A 17,205-nucleotide genomic window follows, 5' to 3' on the forward strand; every position below is an offset into this window, starting at 1 on the left:
GCCTACGCCGCCTTCGGCAGCGGGCCGACATAGCGCGACTGCGGACGGATCAGGCGCCCGTCGAGCGTCTGTTCGCGCGCATGGGCGATCCAGCCGACGGTTCGGCCGATCGCGAAGACGCCGGTGAAGGAGCTGCGCGGGAAGCCGAGCGCATCGAGCAGCAGGGCGGTGTAATATTCGACATTGACGTCGAGGGGGCGATCCGGCTTGCGCTCCTTGAGCAAGGCGAGGGCCGCCGCCTCGATGGCTTCCGCCAGGGCAATACGTCCGGCATCTGCCTGTCCGCTTGCGAAGATCGGCTTCAACGCCGTCTTCAAGGCGTCGGCGCGCGGATCGCGGACGCGATAGATGCGATGGCCGAAGCCCATCAGCCGCTCGCCATGATCGAGCGCGTTTGACAGCCAGGTACGGGCATTCTCGGGCTTGCCGACGGCATCAAGCATGTCAAGAACCGGGCCGGGGGCGCCGCCATGCAGCGGGCCTTTGAGGGCGCTGATTGCCGCAAGCACGGAGGAGGTCAGACCGGCATGGGTCGAGGCGATGACGCGCGACGCGAAAGTCGACGCATTCAGGCCGTGATCGGAAATCGTCACGAGGTAGGCGTCGAGCCCTGCCGTCTGTTCTGCCGTCGGTGCGCGACCGGTGAGCATGTGCAGAATATCGGCCGATTGCGAGAGCGAGGCATCCGGCTTGATCGGCGTTTCGCCCTTTTGCAATCGCAGTACAGCCGGCAGGAAGACGGCAGGCGCCGCCATCAGGCGGAGAGCGGTGGCAAAATCCTCCCCGTCTGCAACGCGCGCCAGCAAGGCGCGCACCGCGTCCACCGGCGGCAGCGCGAGTACGGCGGCGTCAGCGGCTTCGACATGCGTAAAGAGTGCGACGCGGGCTGCGCCGAGCTGTTTGCGGATCAAGGCTGCGTCGATATGTTCGTCGAACAGGCCATCGAGCAGAAGCGCGGCGACATCTTCGTAGCGGCTGGTTGCCACCAGATCATCCAGCGACACGCCCCGAATGATCAGACGACCGGCAGCGCCATCGACGTCCGATAGCTTGGTTTCTGCGGCAATGACATCTTCAAGACCACTTTTCATTACTGTTCTCCTTTGACTATCCGATTAGATCGGATCTATTCCTATTGACGTCAATCTTGATGCAATTGATCAATATGAGGACCGATGAGCTGGCTGACGGCGGAGCAGGCGCTGGACCTGCTGGGAACCAAATCGCAGACGCTTTATGCTAATGTCAGCCGTGGGCGGATTCGCGCGAAAGCCGACCCCGCCGACACGCGGCGCAGTCTCTATTTCGCCGATGATGTCAAGAGATTGGCCACCCGCCATGCCGGCAGGCGCAAGACCGAATCGGTGGCAGCCGAGGCCATCCAATGGGGCGATCCCGTATTGCCGTCGGCGCTATCGACGGTTTCGAACGGCAGACTTTTTTATCGCGGCGAAGATGCCGCCATGCTTGCCGAGAGTGCGGGCTTCGAAGACATCGCATTGTTGCTTTGGGATATGAAACGGCCGTTGCGGCTCGAACAGGGCGAGCCCAGGCAAAAGCTTCCTTCCCTGGATGCCGCTTTCTCCGCACTGGCAGAGCGCGTAACGCACGACCTGCCATCGCTCGGACGCTCGCTTCCGGCCTTGCAGTACGAAGCTGAGGGTGTCCTCGCAACCGTCGCCGATGCTTTGGCTCCCGGCGCATGGGACCAACCGCTGCACCGGCGTCTCGCCAGTGCCTGGAACCGCCCGGATGCAAGCGATCTGATCCGCCGCAGCCTGGTATTGCTTGCCGATCACGAGCTGAATGCCTCGACCTTTACCGCGCGGATCACTGCGTCTGCCGGCGCGACGCTATCCGCCGCCGCGCTCTCCGGCCTGTCGACGCTGACGGGACCTCTGCACGGCGGTGCATGGCAGAGCGTGCGCTCGCTGATTGCGCGGGCGGCTGCCATCGGCGTGGATGAGGCAGTCCGCAGCTATCTTTCAGAAGGGCGGCCATTGCCGGCTTTCGGCCATCAGCTTTACCCGGATGTCGATATCCGTGGTGAGGCTTTGCTTCGTTGTTTCACATTGCCGCCGCTCTTTGCCCAGGTACGGGATGTCGGCGAGCAACTGGTCGGAGAGTGCGTCAATGTTGACTTTGCCTTGACGGCGATGACCCACGCCTATCATCTGCCGGAGGATGCGCCCCTCATCATCTTTGCACTGGCGCGGACGGTCGGCTGGCTTGCACACGCCATGGAGCAGGCGACAAGTGGCCGACTCATTCGGCCGCGTGCGCGCTATGTCGGTCCGCCGGTGCGGTAATATCATCTCACCGACAAGTGACAAACGGCTTCGATATTGTGGCCGTCGGGATCGAGAATGAAGGCGCCATAATAGTTTTGATGATAGTGCGGGCGAAGACCGGGAGCGCCATTGTCGATGCCGCCGGCGGCGATCGCGACGCGGTGAAAATCATCGACGCGTCCTCTGCTTTCGGCTGCAAAGGCCACATGCGCGCCCGTCTGCGCGGCATCGCGCTGACCGATCCAGAAGAAGGCTTTTTGAGCGATGCCGTAGCCGGCAAAAATTTCGCCCTCGGCATAGAGGCGTTCTATGCCGAGAGGGCGCAGTACCGCATCGTAAAAGGCCTTTGATCGCACGATATCGCGAACCCCGATCGTCACATGGTCAAGCATATTGCGCTCCGATCCGCTCCATCATCCCCGCCGGATCGCGCCGGCGTCGCGATCCGCGAGCTCAAACCAGCCGATGACCAGCCTGCGGCTGACGATCAGCCGGATCGTCGCCGCAGCGACCAAAATAACGACGATGTTGGCTGCGACGAAGAGGATCGGGGCAAGCTGCGCGACGGGACCGCCGTCTCCACGTTCGATTAACCGCATTGGCGCGGTCGCCAGCGCCGTCGCACCGAAGGTGAATGCCCAGTAGCCAGGGTTGAAGCCTTCCTTCATGAGCCATGGCAGGAGGCGAAGCAGGATTAACGCCTGCAGCAGACCGTAACCGATCATGGCATGCACAAGCGTATCAGCCGGTCCGGGCGTCGCGCTCATATAGGCGATGGCGCCAACGGTGGGCGGCGCCAGCTGAATGCCGAGCGTCGGCCGCAGTGGCGGCGGAAGCGCCGGCCCCGTCAGCAGACGATGCAGCAAGGCGGATTCAATCGCGAGCCAGCTGAAGAAGCCGGCGCCAAAGAAAAGCTGCGCCCATTGGGGGAAACCGAGCGCCGCAGCGACGATCGCGGTAACGAAGCATCCGGCGCCGCTCGGGAGGTAAAGCACGGCGGTCGTTGCAGCAATATCACGCTCGCCATGCCACAGGCCACCGGTGCGCCATACCGTGAAGGCAAGCGTATAGGCTGCACCGGCGAGAAATATGGTTTCAGCGCCGATGCGTGAATAGGGCAGCACTCCTCCGGCGATCAGCATGGTCGTAACCCCGATCAGGCCGAGGAAGCAGCACTGCACGGGATGCGCGACCTCCTTGAAGGCTTCCTCGCGAGCCATTGTCCATTTCAACAAAAAGAGCACGATCAGCAGGAGCCAGACGGCGAGACTGACAAACGTCAGCACCTCGCCAACCAAAGCGGGCAAATGCCATATCCGCGCGCCCACCCGCCAAGCATTGGCGAGGCCTGAGAACCCCAGGACAATGCCGAAAAATGAAGCCGGAACCAGTGGCAGTTTCCAAGACACAGCCATATGCCCCCATTTGACGTCTCAGCCGAACGCCAGCCTAAAGAGAATTGTGCAAAGATCGCGGGATGAATGCTAAATCTATCAAAGCGAATGGAAGGCAAAATACAGCTTTCCTCGAACCCGGCAAAGCGCGATCATGGCAAAATGCGAGAGGTTTCGGCCGGCGATATCACAGATGCGTGAGCATGCGACTTTTTCTTCGCTCCATGGCTCGTGCATAGCTCGCCCGTCATTTGTTCATTGGAAAATATTGCGAAATATCTCTATGCAGTATTCAAACGATTGAAACCGTCCTAGGAGACTGAAACATGCAAATCGGAATGATTGGCCTCGGCCGTATGGGCAACAACATGGTGCAGCGCCTGATGAGGGGCGGTCACAGCGCGGTTGTTTTCGATGCGCGCCCGGAAAGCATCGCGGGGCTTGAGCAGCTCGGCGCCACCGGCAGCACGTCTCTCGCGGATTTCGTGTCGAAACTCGCGAAGCCGCGCGTCGTCTGGCTGATGCTGCCGGCCGCGATCGTCGATCAAGAGCTGGCGACGATCGTTCCGCTGCTCGAAGAAGGCGACATCGTCATCGACGGCGGCAATTCCTATTATCACGACGACATCCGCCGCGCCGAAGAGCTGAAACCGAAGGGTATCCACTATGTCGACGTCGGCACCAGCGGCGGCGTTTTCGGCCTAGAGCGCGGCTATTGCCTGATGATCGGCGGCGAGAAGGAGACCGTGCAGCATCTGTCGCCGATCTTCGCAACGCTTGCTCCCGGCGTCGGTGACGTCGCGCCGTCGGCAATGCGCTCCGAAGAAGCCGCCAAGAACAGCACGGCAGAGCAGGGCTACCTGCATTGCGGCCCGTCCGGCGCCGGCCATTTCGTCAAGATGGTCCATAACGGCATCGAATACGGCCTCATGGCCGCCTATGCCGAAGGCCTCAACGTGCTGCGCCATGCCAATATCGGCAAACAGACTGCCGAGAAGGACGCGGAAACCGCACCGCTCTCGCATCCGCAGTATTATCAGTATGATCTCGATATCGCCGAAATCTCCGAAGTCTGGCGCCGCGGCAGCGTGATCACCTCCTGGCTGCTCGACCTGACAGCCGACGCCCTGCACGGCGACGCAGCGCTTTCGCAATATGCCGGCCGCGTTTCCGATTCGGGCGAAGGCCGCTGGACGATCTCGGCTGCAATCGACGAAGGCGTTCCGACGCCGGTGCTGAGCGCAGCGCTCTATGGCCGTTTCGCCTCGCGCGGCAACGACGATTACGCCAACAAGGTTCTCTCCGCCATGCGCGCCGGCTTCGGCGGCCATCACGAGAAGCCGGGCAAGTAATCGATCCATATCGATCAGTGAGAATATGAGCCGGGTGGGTCAAACCTCCCGGCTTTTCCTTGTCCGGTTTGCCGCAGTTCCAGGAAGATGCGCAGCCGCTTTTCGCGCAGGATCACATCGCGGCGATCACGATGGGATAATTCAGAAGTCTTGAAGCAAACGGGCGACTCTAGCCGAGCAGATCCGGACGCAGGAATATGACTGGAGTGGGGGCGCCCACTTCAAGTTCCGGCGCATGTGGCGGACGCACGACCAGGCAATCGGCGCGCGAAAAGACTTTCATCATCGACGAATCCTGCTTGGAAAAGGGTTCGGCGAGCCAGCCGCCGTCATCGGCCTTCCCAAGCGTCGCGCGCACGTAATCCTGGCGCTGATCATTCGCGGCAAAGACGGCACCGGCGCGAGCAATGCCCTCGCGCTTGATCGGCGGCAGGGAGGCGAGCTTGCGGATCAACGGTTCGAGAAAAAGCAGGCCGCAGACGAGGCTTGAAACCGGGTTGCCGGGGAGGCCAAGGACGTGCATGTCGCCGAGGCTGCCGACCATCAACGGCTTGCCGGGTCGCATGGCGATTCGCCAGAAATCGAGCTGCATACCGGCCGATATCATCGTCGCCTGCACCAGATCGTGATCTCCGACCGAGGCACCGCCGAGCGTAACGATAATATCGGCTTTCGCCACCTGCGCCCGGCCAATGGCTGCGGTGATCTCGTCGCGGTCGTCGGCAACAATGCCGAGATCGAGCACATGGGCGCCGGCATTGCGCGCGAGTGCAGCAATACCGAAGGTGTTCGATGCAATGATCTGCGATGGCCCCGGTTCATTGCCCGGCGCAACAAGTTCGTCACCGGTCGCCAGAATGGCGACTAGCGGCCGGCGATAGACATCCAATGCGGGATGGTTCATCGCGGCGGCAACGGTGAGACGCGAGAAATCCATGACCGTGCCGGCGGGAAGCACCGTTTCGCCCTCGGCGAAATCCTGTCCGCGCGGGCGGATATGCTGCCCCTTGCGCAAGGGATAGGTCGTGCGGATACGATCGCCCTCCAGGCGTTCGGCATCTTCCTGCAGCAGCACCGAATCGGCACCGGCCGGAACGGGGGCGCCGGTAAAGATACGAACGGTCTCGCCCTTGCCGAGAGTTCCCTCAAAGGCATGGCCAGCGGCAGAGGCGCCGATGAGCTGCAGTTCAGAACCGGGCGTGGCCGCATCCTCGAAACGCAGCGCGTAACCATCCATTGCCGAGGCATCGAATGGCGGCTGCGTCAGGCGAGCGGTGAGATCCCTGGCCAGAACGCGGCCCTCGGCCATGTCGAGAGGAACACTTTCGAAACGATGAATTGGCGTAGCGCTGTTCAGCAGGCGTGCTTGTGCTTCGGCAACGGGCAATAGGCTCATAGGTCAGGCCTCTGGGTGGCGGAAATCTCCGGATTTGCCGCCGGATTTCTCCAATAATGTGATTCCGCCGATCTCCATGCCCCGATCTGCGGCCTTCGCCATGTCGTAGATCGTGAGGCAGGCGACGGAAACTGCCGTAAGGGCTTCCATCTCGACGCCGGTGCGGCCGGTCAGCTTTGCCGTTGCGGTGACACGCAAGCCGGGCAGGCTGGCATCCTCCGCGATATCGACAGCAACTTTCGTCAGCATCAACGGATGACACAGGGGTATGAGATTGCTTGTCTGCTTTGCCGCCATGATGCCGGCAAGCCGCGCCGTGCCGATGACATCGCCCTTCTTGGCGTTGCCTTCGCGAATCAATGCCAGGGTCTCCGGCTTCATTTTTACATAGCCAGCCGCCGTCGCACTGCGCGCCGTTTCGGCCTTGTCTCCGACATCGACCATATGCGCTTCGCCCGAAGCGTCGATGTGCGTGAGACCAGCCTTCGATGTCGTCATCTCATTCGGCCGCCAGAATACCGGCTTCACCGTTCAGCAGCAGCCGGGTCGCCGCCGTCACGTCTTCCTTGCGCATGAGGCTTTCGCCGACGAGGAAGGTGGTGATGCCGACGGCTTCGAGACGCTTGCAATCGGTATGGGTGAAGACGCCGCTCTCGCCGACCAGCAGACGGTCCTCCGGTACCATTGGGGCCAGCTGCTCGCTGACCGAAAGGCTGACTTCGAAGGTGCGCAGATTACGGTTGTTGATGCCGATCAGCGGCGACGACAGCTTCAGAGCGCGCTCCATCTCCTCGGCATCGTGAACCTCGACGAGAACGTCCATGCCGAGGCCGAAGGCTTCGTCCTGAAGACGCTCGGCATCGTCATCGGAAAGCGAAGCCATGATGAGCAGGATGCAGTCCGCACCCCAGGCGCGGGCTTCCTGCACTTGATAGGTGTCGAACATGAAGTCCTTGCGTAGCGCCGGCAGCGCGCAGGCGGCGCGGGCAGCAGTCAGGAACTCGGGCGCGCCCTGGAAACTCGGCGTATCGGTCAATACCGAAAGGCAAGCCGCGCCGCCAGCTTCATAGGCCTTCGCAAGGGCAGGCGGGTCGAAATCGGGACGGATCAGGCCCTTGGACGGGCTTGCCTTCTTGATCTCTGCGATCAGGCCGAAAACACCGGCATCCTGCTTGGCGAGCAGCGCCTTGTGAAAGCCGCGCGGCGCGGACTGCTCAGCCTGCATCGCCTTGAGATCGGCAAGCGGCACCTTGGCTTTAGCGGCGGCGATTTCTTCGCGCTTGTAGGCTTCGATCTCTTTAAGGATATCGGTCATGACGTCTCAGTCCTGTCCTTCCTCGTTGGAAATGGCGACGAGCTTTTCCAACGCAACCGCGGTGGCACCGCTATCCAGCGAATGCGCAGCGAGCTTCATGCCATCATGAAGCGTTTCCGCCTTGCCGGCAATGACCAGCGACGCAGCCGCATTGGCAAGGGCGATGTCGCGATAGGCATTCTTTTCGCCACCCAGCACGGCACGAAGGGCCGCAGCATTGGCAACGCCATCACCGCCCTTGAGGTCAGCAAGATCGGCATGCTTCAGGCCGAAATCCGATGGCGTCAGCTCGAAACTGCGAATCTTGCCGTTTTCAAGCGCTGCAACGGAGGTCTTTCCGGTCGTGGTGATTTCATCGAGGCCGTCGCCGTGGACGACCCAGACGCTCTCCGCATTGAGATCCCTGAGGACTTCGGCCAGCGGCAACACCCATTGCGGTGCGAAGACGCCCAGCAGCTGGCGGCGGGCGCCGGCCGGATTGGACAGAGGCCCAAGCAGATTGAAGATGGTCCGCGTGCCGAGCTCGACGCGTGAGGGGCCGACATGGCGCATGGAGGAATGATGCAGCTGCGCAAACATGAAGCCGATGCCGGCTTCCTGAATGCAGCGGGCGATCGTTTCCGGTCCGATGTCGAGCTTGATGCCCAGCACGGACTGGGTGTCGGCAGTGCCGGCCTTGGAGCTTTGAGCGCGATTGCCGTGCTTGGCGACGGGCACGCCCGCGCCGGCAACAATGAACGCCGCCAGCGTCGAGATATTGTAGGTGCCGACGCCGTCGCCGCCGGTGCCGACGATATCGATGGCATCCGCCGGCGCTTTCACCGGCAGCATCTTGGCGCGCATCGTGGTTACGGCGCCGACGATTTCGTCCACCGTCTCGCCGCGCACGCGCAGCGCCATGAGAAAGGCCCCGATCTGCGATGGCGTGGCTTCGCCCGACATCAGGATTTCGAATGCCTGCCGGGCTTCGTCCCGCGTCAGCGCCTCACGATTGGCGACCTTGGCGAGGAAAGGCTTCAATTCGGTCATTGACGATCCATCCTCCCGAGCGGGCCTAGCGGGACATCGCCTGTTCGGCGAGATTCTGGTTGACCGTTACGGCGTATTTGGACTGCAGCTGGCCGACTATCTGGTCGAGGATGTCGTCGCCTGCGGCGTTGGCAATCTGGGCGACCTGCTGGTCGTCGTTGCTCAGCGCATCGGTCGTCGGATTGTCGTTGACATCGGTGACCTTGAGCAGGATCTGCGTCGTGTCATCCGCACCCACGGCGTTCGCAGCCGTATCGACCGGGCCGGAGAAGGCGGCGGCGATGCCGCCCCGGCCCAGAACCGGATCGTCCGTCGAGCGCATGACGCCGGTCTTGCTTTCAACGGCAATGCCAAGCGGCGCTGCGATATCGGCAAGCGACTTGCCCTTTTGCGCTTCCTGCTTCAGCTCGGCCGCCTTGGCGGCGAGCGCGATCTTCTGCTGCTCGGCTGTCCAATCGGCAACCGCCTTTTCACGGACTTCGGCAAGCGGGCGATCATGGTCGGGCGTGACGTTCATGACGTCGTACCAGATGTAGCCGTCGTTGCCGACCGTCAGCGGTGCGGGGTTGCCGCCCTGATCGGCCTTGAAGACTTCCGAAATCAGCTGCTGGCGAGCGGGCAGATCCTTGATCTCGTTGCCGTTCTGATCGAGGCCGGCCTGATCGATCGCATCGATGGTGACGAGTTTCAGCTTGAGCTGCGACGCCGCTTCCTGCAGCGATGCGCCGGAGCCTCGCAGGTCCTCGAACTTGTCATGGACGCTGGTGATTTCGTTGGCAGCGTTGCCGAGCGCAATCTGCTTGCGGATATCTTCCTTGACCTCGTCGAAGTTCTTCGCCGTTTCAGCCTTCACGTTGGTTACGCGCAGGATGACCGGGCCGAACGAACCTTCGACGACGGGGCTGGTGCCACCTTCCTTGGTGACGGCAAAGGCAGCATCGGCAACCGTCTTGTCCGGCACCTGATCCTTAGTGAAGGTGCCGAGCAGCACGTCGGACGGCTTCTTGCCCTGGTCGGATACGAGCTGATCGAAGGTGGTTCCCGTCTTCAGGGCGTCGGCGGCCGCGTTGGCGAGATCCTTGTTGGCGAAGGTCAGCTGCTCGATCGTGCGGGTTCCCGGAGTGGTGAAGCTGTCCTTGCGCTTGTCGAACTGGGCACGCACTTCGTCATCCGTAACGCTTGCCGTATCGGCGATATCCTCGGACTGAAGCTTCACATAGGCGAACTTGCGATATTCGGGCGCGCGATATTTCGACTTCACGCCATCGAACCACTTCTGCAGGACATCGTCGGCCGGCGCCTTGACGGGATCGATATTGGCGTTGGTCAGCAGCAGATAATCGATGCTGCGCGTCTCGTCGTGATACTGCTTGACGGCATCGACAAGAACCTTCGGCGCGGTAAAGCCGTTCGATACCGCCTCGACGATCTGGCTGCGGATCGCGACCTTGCTGCGTTCCTTGATGTAATCGTCAGGAGAGATACTGCTGTTGCGCAGAAGCATATCGAATTTCTGGCGATCGAAGGCGCCGTTCGCGGCCTTGAAGGCCGGATCGTCGCCGATGAGCTTGGCGAGGCGGTCCTGAGAAAGCCCGAGGTTCATGTCGGCGGCAAGCTGATCGAGCGATGCGCCGGCAACGAGCTGCGCCACCGTCTGCTGCCCGATGCCAAAGGCGCGTGCCTGCTCCGGCGTGATTTGCATGCGCAGTTGCTGGCTTATCGCCTGGATCTGGCGGCGATAGGCGAGGCGGAATTCGTTGGTATCGATGTGCTGATCGCCGACCGTGACAACGGTAGTGCTATTGCCACCGGAGATGAGGGAGCGCTCGACGCCCCACACACCGAAGGCTGCCGCAAGAAGAAGCAACAAACCCTTGGCAACCCAGGTCTGGGCGATTTTTCTCAGCACTTCGAACATCGGAAAGCAAACCTCGTCATCATCAAGTCTTCGCCCGCAGGCGAAACAATCGAAGTTCCTTAGAGCAATCCGAACCGGAATTGAAGAGCCAGTCGGGAAATCGCTTGACGAGGCGCGGATGTGCCGGAACCTTTGATGGACGGCAGCGTTTTAGCAACACGGAAACACAAGGAGCACACGATGGCAGAGACGAAATCAGCTTCCAGTCAGTCGTCTTCAGCGCGAGCACAAACGGAAACGGCAATGGAGGATCTTGCCGCCCAGGTCGCAGCATTGCGCGAGGATCTGGCAAAGCTGTCGCAAAGCGTTGCGGCCGTGGGGCAGGGAGCAAAGTCTGTCGTCGCCGAGGAGGCCCAGGAGATTACGGAGCAGTTGCGTGAGAGAGTTCGCGAGGAGCCGATCTTCATGGTCGCCGCCGCAGCGGGCATCGGCTATCTCATCGGTCTTCTTAGCCGACGCTAAGCCACAGGCTTAACTCTCCCAGGGATGGCGCAAGCCCCACGTGCCCATCCATTTGCGAAACTGCCGAAAAGGCGCGGATCAATGGTCCGCGCCTTTTCAATTGTCGATCAGTACCGATATCTGCACGCATACATTGCGAATAGCGCTGCGCGCCGTATAGCCGCCGCCCGGTGCGACATCTTTGCGACACTCCCTGCGACATCTTGACCATCGCTATTTGTTGAGCGCGCACCCTCTTGTATCACATGGGCGCTTACTATACGTAACAGTAATTATAAGGTTGCTTATCAATAGCAGGCTCCCCATATCATGACCTCGTCGCCCACAGTCGGCTTCCTTCTCCATGACGTCGCGCGGCTTCTTCGGAAGCGATTCGAACAGCGCGCGAAGGATTTGGGGCTGACACGCTCGCAATGGCAAACGCTTGCCTACCTCGCAAACAACGAAGGTATCCATCAGGCCGGATTGGCAGAGATTCTGGAAATCGAGCCGATCACCCTGGTTCGTATCCTGGACAAGTTGAGCGAACGGGGCCTTGTGGAACGCCGCCAGCATCCCAACGATCGGCGCAGCTGGCTCCTTTACATGCGCGAAGAGGCACGACCGTTGATGGATGCCATGCGCGGTATAGGCGAGGAGACCCGCCAGGAGGCGCTCGATGGCGCCTCTTCGGAAGATCAAGAACGCCTCTATGAACTGCTTACCCTTATGAAGTCGAACCTGATTAGCGCCTGCCGTTCGAAGGCAGTCGACAAAGAGTTACAACATGGCTGACGCATCTTCTTCACTTCGCGTACCCGCGAACGTAAATTCCTCCGAACAAAATCAAGCTCCCGTCGCCGAGGCTCCGTCCTCAAATCCGGCGCAGCAACCTTCGACGACCGCTCCGCCCGTAGCCGCGGCGCCTCCCGAGACGCCGCGCAGGCGCCGCAGCCTGACGCGACCGGTCATGTTCGCCCTGCTGCCGATCGCGCTTGTCGTCGGCGGCTATTATTACGTCACCGGCGGACAGATCATGTCCACGGACAATGCCTATATCCAGGCCGACATGGTGGGCGTTTCCACCGACGTCTCCGGCACGGTGATCTCGGTCGACGTGCATGAAAACGAAACCGTCAGGAAAGGGCAGGTGCTGTTCCGCCTGAAGCCCGATTCGTTCCGGATCGCGCTCGAAGGCGCAAAGGCCCAGCTCGGCAACGCCAGGAACCAGATCCTGAACCTGCAGGCGAGCTATCAGCAGTCACTGGCCGAAATCACCCAGGCACAGGCCGACCTGCCTTACTATCAGACCGAATTCGACCGCCAGCAGAACCTGATCACCAACTCGGTCGCATCCAAGGCAGCTCTCGACCAGGCCAGACACAATCTCGAAGCCGCGCAGCAAAAGGTATTGGTCGCAAAGGCGACGGCGGCTGCGACTCTCGCGCAGTTGGGTGGCGAAGGGACGGCCGACCTGCCCCCCGAACAGAACCCGCTCTATCTGCAGGCCAAGGCCGCAGTCGACAATGCGCAGCGCGAACTTGACGATACGGTCGTGAAGGCTCCCTTCGACGGCGTGACCGCCAATGTGCCCTCGCTGCAGGTCGGTGCCTATCTGACAGCTTCCCAACCCGGCTTCTCGCTGGTTTCGACCACTCACATGTGGATCAACGCCAGCCCGAAGGAAACCGAGCTCACCTATGTTCGCCCCGGCCAGAAGGTCGATATCTCCGTCGACGCCTATCCGGGTGTGGTCTGGAAGGGAACGGTCGCCAGCATCGCGCCGGCATCCGGCTCCAGCTTCTCGCTTCTGCCGGCGCAGAACACGACCGGCAACTGGGTCAAGGTCGTCCAGCGCATACCGATGATCATCACCATCGACGACACGGCGAACAAGCCTCCGTTGCGCGTCGGGATGAGCGTCGTTGCCGGTGTCGACACAGGCCATGCCCGCGGCCTGCCTGATTTCATTACCAACCTGCTGGGCCACTCCCGCGGTCAGGACCATGAGTAACGCTACCGCCGCTTCACCCGCAGCGCCCGTCGCCAATCGCGGCGCGATCACCGCCTGCGTCATTCTGTCCGTCATCATGCAGGCGCTTGATACCACCATCGCCAACGTCGCCCTGCCGCATATCCAGGGCGACGTCTCAGCCAGTTCCGACCAGATCAACTGGGTGCTGACCTCTTATATCGTCGCAGCGGCGATCATGACGCCGCCCTCGGGCTTCCTCTCGGCGAAGTTCGGCCGCAAGCGCGTATTGCTGGTAGCGATCGCCGGCTTCGTAGCCGCCTCGGTCCTGTGCGGCCTGTCGGAATCGTTGATACAGATCGTTGGCTTCCGCCTGCTGCAGGGCCTGTTCGGCGCATCGCTCGTACCGCTGTCGCAGGGCATTCTGCTCGATATCTACAATGTCGAGGAGCGCGGCCGCGCCATGGCCCTGTTCGGCGTCTCGGTCATGGTCGGGCCGGTGCTTGGACCCGTCATCGGCGGCTGGCTGACCGACAATATCAGCTGGCGCTGGGTGTTCTACATTAACGTGCCGATCGGCGCGCTCGCCTTCTTCGGCATCGTCGTCTACGTAACGGAAACGAAGCTTGATGCGCTTGCCAAACTCGACTGGTTCGGCTTCGGCATGCTCTCACTCGCGATTGCCGGCCTGCAGCTCTTCCTCGATCGTGGCGAGCAGCTCGACTGGTTCTATTCGACCGAGATCATCATCGAGGCACTCGTCTGCGTCAGCGCCTTCTATCTTTTCCTCGTGCACATGTTCACGGCGGAGCGAAGTTTCGTCAATCCGCGGCTCTTCATGGACCAGAACTTTGCCGTCAGCATCCTGTTCATCTTTATCGTTGGCGTAACCTATCTGGCTTCGCTGGCGCTGATGACGCCCTATCTGCAGACGCTGATGGGCTATCCGGTCGTAACCGCCGGCATCGTCATGGGGCCTCGCGGCGTCGGCACCATGGTCTGCATGTTCCTCGTCGGGCGCCTGATCGGCAAGGTGGACACCCGCTGGCTGCTGTTCATCGGCCTCGCGCTGACGGCCTGGGCCATGTACGACATGACCGGTTGGACGCCGAACGTCTCGCAATGGACCCTGATATCGGTCGGCTTCGTCCAGGGTGCCGGCCTCGGCTTCCTCTTCGTGCCGCTGACGACGATCGCCTTTGCCACGTTGCCCGCGCAGATGCGCGGTGAAGGGACCGGGCTTTACAACCTCTCGCGCAACATCGGCTCCAGTGTCGGCATTTCGGTCGTTTCGATGCTGATCACGGAGAATACGCAGGTCAATCACGCCAACATTGCCACCTATGTGACGCCGTACAACCGCTATTTCGAAGCGACAGCCGCTCAAGGCGTGAGCCCCTTCACCGCTGTCGGCAGGGCGACGCTCGACGGCATGATTACGAACCAGGCGACCATCATCGCCTATATCGACGACTTCAAGCTGCTGATGCTGATGTCGATCTGTGCCATGCCGCTGCTGGTGCTCTTGCGCAAACCGAAGGCGCCACCGGCCGTCGACCACAGCGTCGCAATGGAATAGTCACGCAGTCTTTCCAGTTTCACTGCGTGGCTGATGGCCGCCGGGCGCCACCCCGGCGGCTATTTTTTCGGTTACGGAAAACGGCGACTGACGAAGCGCGAACCGGCGGCTCCGAACCGCCAGAGGGGATCGACATTCTTCGTGATGCCAATGCGCTTGTCCGCCACTACGGGCACCGGTTCGGCAAGCGAAAACGAGAACGGCGCTGCATCCAGGGAGCGACCATTGAGCCCTATGTCGACCGCAAGGGCTTGCGAGAGTTTTCCCGGTCCGTTGCAAAGCGAGACGACATCCGCAAGGCCGCGCCGCCTTATCATCTCCTCGATGCCGCTCTCCGGCTCCAGCGCCCGGATGAGCACGGCGCTCGCACCGGTACAGACGAAGTTCAGGCACCAGTGAATGCCGTAGGAGCGGTAGATATAGACATGTCCCACCGGCCCGAACATGGCCGTGTTGCGCGGCGTCGGCCCGTTGTAGGCGTGGGACGCCGCATCGTCGGGCCGATAGGCCTCGGTTTCAACGATACGCCCTCCGATGCCCGCCACCGTCAGGCGCGCTCCGATCAACTCGGCGGCGACCTTGACGGCGTCCCTGCCGAAAAAGACAGCAAGGGCAGGACCGGCGAGGGGCCGGGGGCCGAGAGATTGAGAGTCGTCGTTGAATGTCATGGGCGAGGGGATATCCGAAGTGGTCGATGCCAACCTTTCCTAAAAGAGGCGCGACGCTTTGGAAATTCCTTTCCTACACATTTCCGTGAAGACATGGCAGGCAACCGGTCTCGATACCGTCGATTTTCACCGTGCCGAATTCGAACGAGTGTGTTGGCCGAGCATCCAACTTCGGTAGTCGACAAGATCGGTCGCCGTCGCCTGTTTTGCTCAAGGTATCCAAGCTATTGATCCGGCTACAGGATTTCTCCACCTATAGTTTGAGCGGGCAAGCAGGGGGGACGACGGCGCATATCGTCCCGCAGACCTGATTTGTCAAAACGGAAGAGATCGGATCTTCTGCGTGGCGATAATTGACAAAAGATAAGCTTCTCTTATCATTAGCCTGCTTCAGTCAGATTTGACCCCTGACCTGGCGAAGGGGGTTCGGCCGCATCCGCTGGCCGGACCCCTTTGTTTTATCAGGGCCCGCCTTTCGCAATCCTTGGCTTGCCTGCCACTTCCTCATAGCATGGTGAATGTTTGATCCGTTCGACGGCCACCATTTCGACGAGCGTATTATGCCGGGAACGCAGCCCGCAGCTCCACCGAATAAGTTGACGCGGCTCCGCAAGTCGCTATAAGCGCAAGTCGGAAACTGCAGTCGTTGCAAGGCGTCGCGAACCACGGCCGCAACACTGGATGTCGAGGAGAAAATACCTTGATATCAAATAGATGGAAGAGTGTCCGAGTGGTTTAAGGAACCGGTCTTGAAAACCGGCGTGCGGGAAACCGTACCGTGGGTTCGAATCCCACCTCTTCCGCCATATCCTTGCAAAATAATCTCGTTTTCAATGGACAGGCGGCACCGCTTCGATGCCGCCCGGAATTATCGTGAGTCATCTCGCGACCGGCGTTAAACCGGCGTGCAGAAAAGCTGGACGAATTTGAAGCTTGTCAGCCAGGTGATATCCGGAGACATACCGACGTCGACGACGTCCTTGCCGTCATAGGCATCCACCTTGAAGCTGTAGTTGAGATCCTGGAAGATTCCCATGATCGTCGAAACCGTCTTTACCGGGTTGTCGAACAGGTAGGTGTGCAGTTCGAGATTGATGTAGGGTCGCTGAGACAGGATCTTCGGCGCCCCGAGCAATACTTCGAGATCGGCGCCATCGACATCGATCTTCAGGAAATCGACCTTTCTGGAATGGTCGTAATCATCGTCGAGCCGGACGACTTGGACCTTCGTCGACAGTCTCGGATCCTGATCCGACGCGAGCATCATAAGCGAACCCTGGCTGTCGAGAACCGGCAGCAGACCTTCCCGATCCCCAACGGCGCGCGGATGGACGACGATGTTTTCAAGTCGGTTCAGCTTTGCATTACGCTCGATCACAGCCGCATTGGCCGGAGACGCTTCCCAGGCATGAACCAGGCCAGTCGGTCCTGCGCATAGAGCCAGAAGAACTGTGGTAAGGCCCTGATGGGCACCGCATTCGAGAACGGTCGATCCCGGCTTGATGGTGTCGATCCACCACTGCCGTTCGCTCTGCCATTGATCGGCGTAGCCGTACCATTGCCGACTGAGTTCATCGAGAATATGAATATCGAACCTGTGCGGCCCGACAAATCGCTCGCAAGCGACGAACGGTTCGAAGACTTCAGACATCAGCTACGCCCCCTTAACCATCATTTATGACCTGCCCCAAGCAGGTTCACTGAACGTCCGGAGTCTTACAAGATCACCCTATTATTATCAATAATTACTAATTCATAATATTCAAGAATAACGACCCTGTGCTTGTCACGCAGAAAACCGACGGCAGCATGTCACATCGGAAATTTCTGCCTTGTCTTGTCCTTCGCAA

16 protein-coding genes and 1 tRNA gene are annotated in these 17,205 nt (G+C 60.7%); 7 read left to right on the forward strand and 10 right to left on the reverse strand.

The genetic code is table 11. From position 1 onward, the window contains the following. Positions 1-2: 2 nt before the first annotated feature. Positions 3-1,091: a citrate synthase/methylcitrate synthase gene (locus BJ928_RS25780; protein WP_047633403.1), complete on the reverse strand. Its 1,089-nt coding sequence runs from the start codon at positions 1,089-1,091 to the stop codon at positions 3-5. An 84-nt stretch (positions 1,092-1,175) separates the two neighbouring features. On the opposite strand from BJ928_RS25780, the gene BJ928_RS25785 reads away from it, so the two are divergent. Next, the gene (locus BJ928_RS25785; protein ID WP_047633402.1) at positions 1,176-2,309 is read left to right on the forward strand and encodes a citrate synthase; all 1,134 of its coding nucleotides are present in this window, start codon (positions 1,176-1,178) and stop codon (positions 2,307-2,309) included. Positions 2,310-2,311: 2 nt separating this feature from the next. On the opposite strand, the gene BJ928_RS25790 is transcribed toward BJ928_RS25785, so the two are convergent. Continuing rightward, a complete protein-coding gene (locus tag BJ928_RS25790; protein WP_047633401.1) occupies positions 2,312-2,683 on the reverse strand; it encodes a VOC family protein in 372 nt (123 codons plus the stop codon). 21 nt (positions 2,684-2,704) lie between these two features. After that, positions 2,705-3,706, reverse strand: a complete 1,002-nt coding sequence (gene tehA / locus BJ928_RS25795; RefSeq protein ID WP_047633400.1) for a dicarboxylate transporter/tellurite-resistance protein TehA — start codon at positions 3,704-3,706, stop codon at positions 2,705-2,707. A gap of 305 nt (positions 3,707-4,011) precedes the next feature. On the opposite strand from tehA, the gene gnd reads away from it, so the two are divergent. Next, positions 4,012-5,037 (forward strand): phosphogluconate dehydrogenase (NAD(+)-dependent, decarboxylating), encoded by a 1,026-nt coding sequence (gene gnd, locus BJ928_RS25800; protein ID WP_047633399.1) that lies wholly within the window; start codon positions 4,012-4,014, stop codon positions 5,035-5,037. 169 nt (positions 5,038-5,206) lie between these two features. On the opposite strand, the gene glp is transcribed toward gnd, so the two are convergent. The 5 genes from glp to BJ928_RS25825 are packed head-to-tail and all read right to left on the reverse strand — an operon-like array spanning position 5,207 to position 10,695. Further along, positions 5,207-6,433 carry a gephyrin-like molybdotransferase Glp gene (gene glp, locus BJ928_RS25805; RefSeq protein ID WP_047633398.1) on the reverse strand — a complete coding sequence of 409 codons (1,227 nt, stop codon included), beginning with the start codon at positions 6,431-6,433 and terminating at the stop codon, positions 5,207-5,209. Positions 6,434-6,436: 3 nt separating this feature from the next. Next, positions 6,437-6,931, reverse strand: a complete 495-nt coding sequence (gene moaC, locus BJ928_RS25810) for a cyclic pyranopterin monophosphate synthase MoaC (RefSeq protein ID WP_047633490.1) — start codon at positions 6,929-6,931, stop codon at positions 6,437-6,439. A 1-nt stretch (position 6,932) separates the two neighbouring features. Beyond that, positions 6,933-7,748 (reverse strand): indole-3-glycerol phosphate synthase TrpC, encoded by an 816-nt coding sequence (gene trpC, locus BJ928_RS25815; RefSeq protein WP_047633397.1) that lies wholly within the window; start codon positions 7,746-7,748, stop codon positions 6,933-6,935. Between the two features lie 6 nt (positions 7,749-7,754). Further along, a complete protein-coding gene (gene trpD / locus BJ928_RS25820; protein WP_047633396.1) occupies positions 7,755-8,777 on the reverse strand; it encodes an anthranilate phosphoribosyltransferase in 1,023 nt (340 codons plus the stop codon). A gap of 25 nt (positions 8,778-8,802) precedes the next feature. Then, a complete protein-coding gene (locus tag BJ928_RS25825; RefSeq protein ID WP_047633395.1) occupies positions 8,803-10,695 on the reverse strand; it encodes a peptidylprolyl isomerase in 1,893 nt (630 codons plus the stop codon). A 180-nt stretch (positions 10,696-10,875) separates the two neighbouring features. Between BJ928_RS25825 and BJ928_RS25830 the strand changes: the two genes are divergently transcribed. The 4 genes from BJ928_RS25830 (at position 10,876) to BJ928_RS25845 (ending at position 14,687) form a co-directional block, all read left to right on the forward strand. After that, positions 10,876-11,157 carry a hypothetical protein gene (locus tag BJ928_RS25830; RefSeq protein ID WP_047633488.1) on the forward strand — a complete coding sequence of 94 codons (282 nt, stop codon included), beginning with the start codon at positions 10,876-10,878 and terminating at the stop codon, positions 11,155-11,157. Between the two features lie 309 nt (positions 11,158-11,466). Then, positions 11,467-11,931, forward strand: coding sequence for a MarR family transcriptional regulator (locus BJ928_RS25835; protein ID WP_047633394.1), 465 nt, complete (start codon positions 11,467-11,469; stop codon positions 11,929-11,931). Then, positions 11,924-13,150: an HlyD family secretion protein gene (locus tag BJ928_RS25840; protein ID WP_047633393.1), complete on the forward strand. Its 1,227-nt coding sequence runs from the start codon at positions 11,924-11,926 to the stop codon at positions 13,148-13,150. The genes BJ928_RS25835 and BJ928_RS25840 overlap by 8 nt, the downstream gene beginning before the upstream one ends. Then, positions 13,143-14,687 carry a DHA2 family efflux MFS transporter permease subunit gene (locus BJ928_RS25845; RefSeq protein WP_047633392.1) on the forward strand — a complete coding sequence of 515 codons (1,545 nt, stop codon included), beginning with the start codon at positions 13,143-13,145 and terminating at the stop codon, positions 14,685-14,687. The genes BJ928_RS25840 and BJ928_RS25845 overlap by 8 nt, the downstream gene beginning before the upstream one ends. 71 nt (positions 14,688-14,758) lie before the next feature. On the opposite strand, the gene BJ928_RS25850 is transcribed toward BJ928_RS25845, so the two are convergent. After that, positions 14,759-15,355: a DNA-3-methyladenine glycosylase gene (locus BJ928_RS25850; RefSeq protein WP_047633391.1), complete on the reverse strand. Its 597-nt coding sequence runs from the start codon at positions 15,353-15,355 to the stop codon at positions 14,759-14,761. A gap of 716 nt (positions 15,356-16,071) precedes the next feature. On the opposite strand from BJ928_RS25850, the gene BJ928_RS25855 reads away from it, so the two are divergent. After that, positions 16,072-16,161: transfer RNA gene (locus BJ928_RS25855), tRNA-Ser, on the forward strand. Positions 16,162-16,250: 89 nt separating this feature from the next. Here BJ928_RS25855 and BJ928_RS25860 read toward each other — a convergent pair. Continuing rightward, the gene (locus BJ928_RS25860) at positions 16,251-17,006 is read right to left on the reverse strand and encodes an FkbM family methyltransferase (RefSeq protein WP_047633390.1); all 756 of its coding nucleotides are present in this window, start codon (positions 17,004-17,006) and stop codon (positions 16,251-16,253) included. Between the last annotated feature and the right edge of the window lie 199 nt (positions 17,007-17,205).

This window comes from Rhizobium sp. WW_1 (assembly GCF_003610155.1).
In the GTDB taxonomy this organism is placed as follows: domain Bacteria; phylum Pseudomonadota; class Alphaproteobacteria; order Rhizobiales; family Rhizobiaceae; genus Rhizobium; species Rhizobium tropici_A.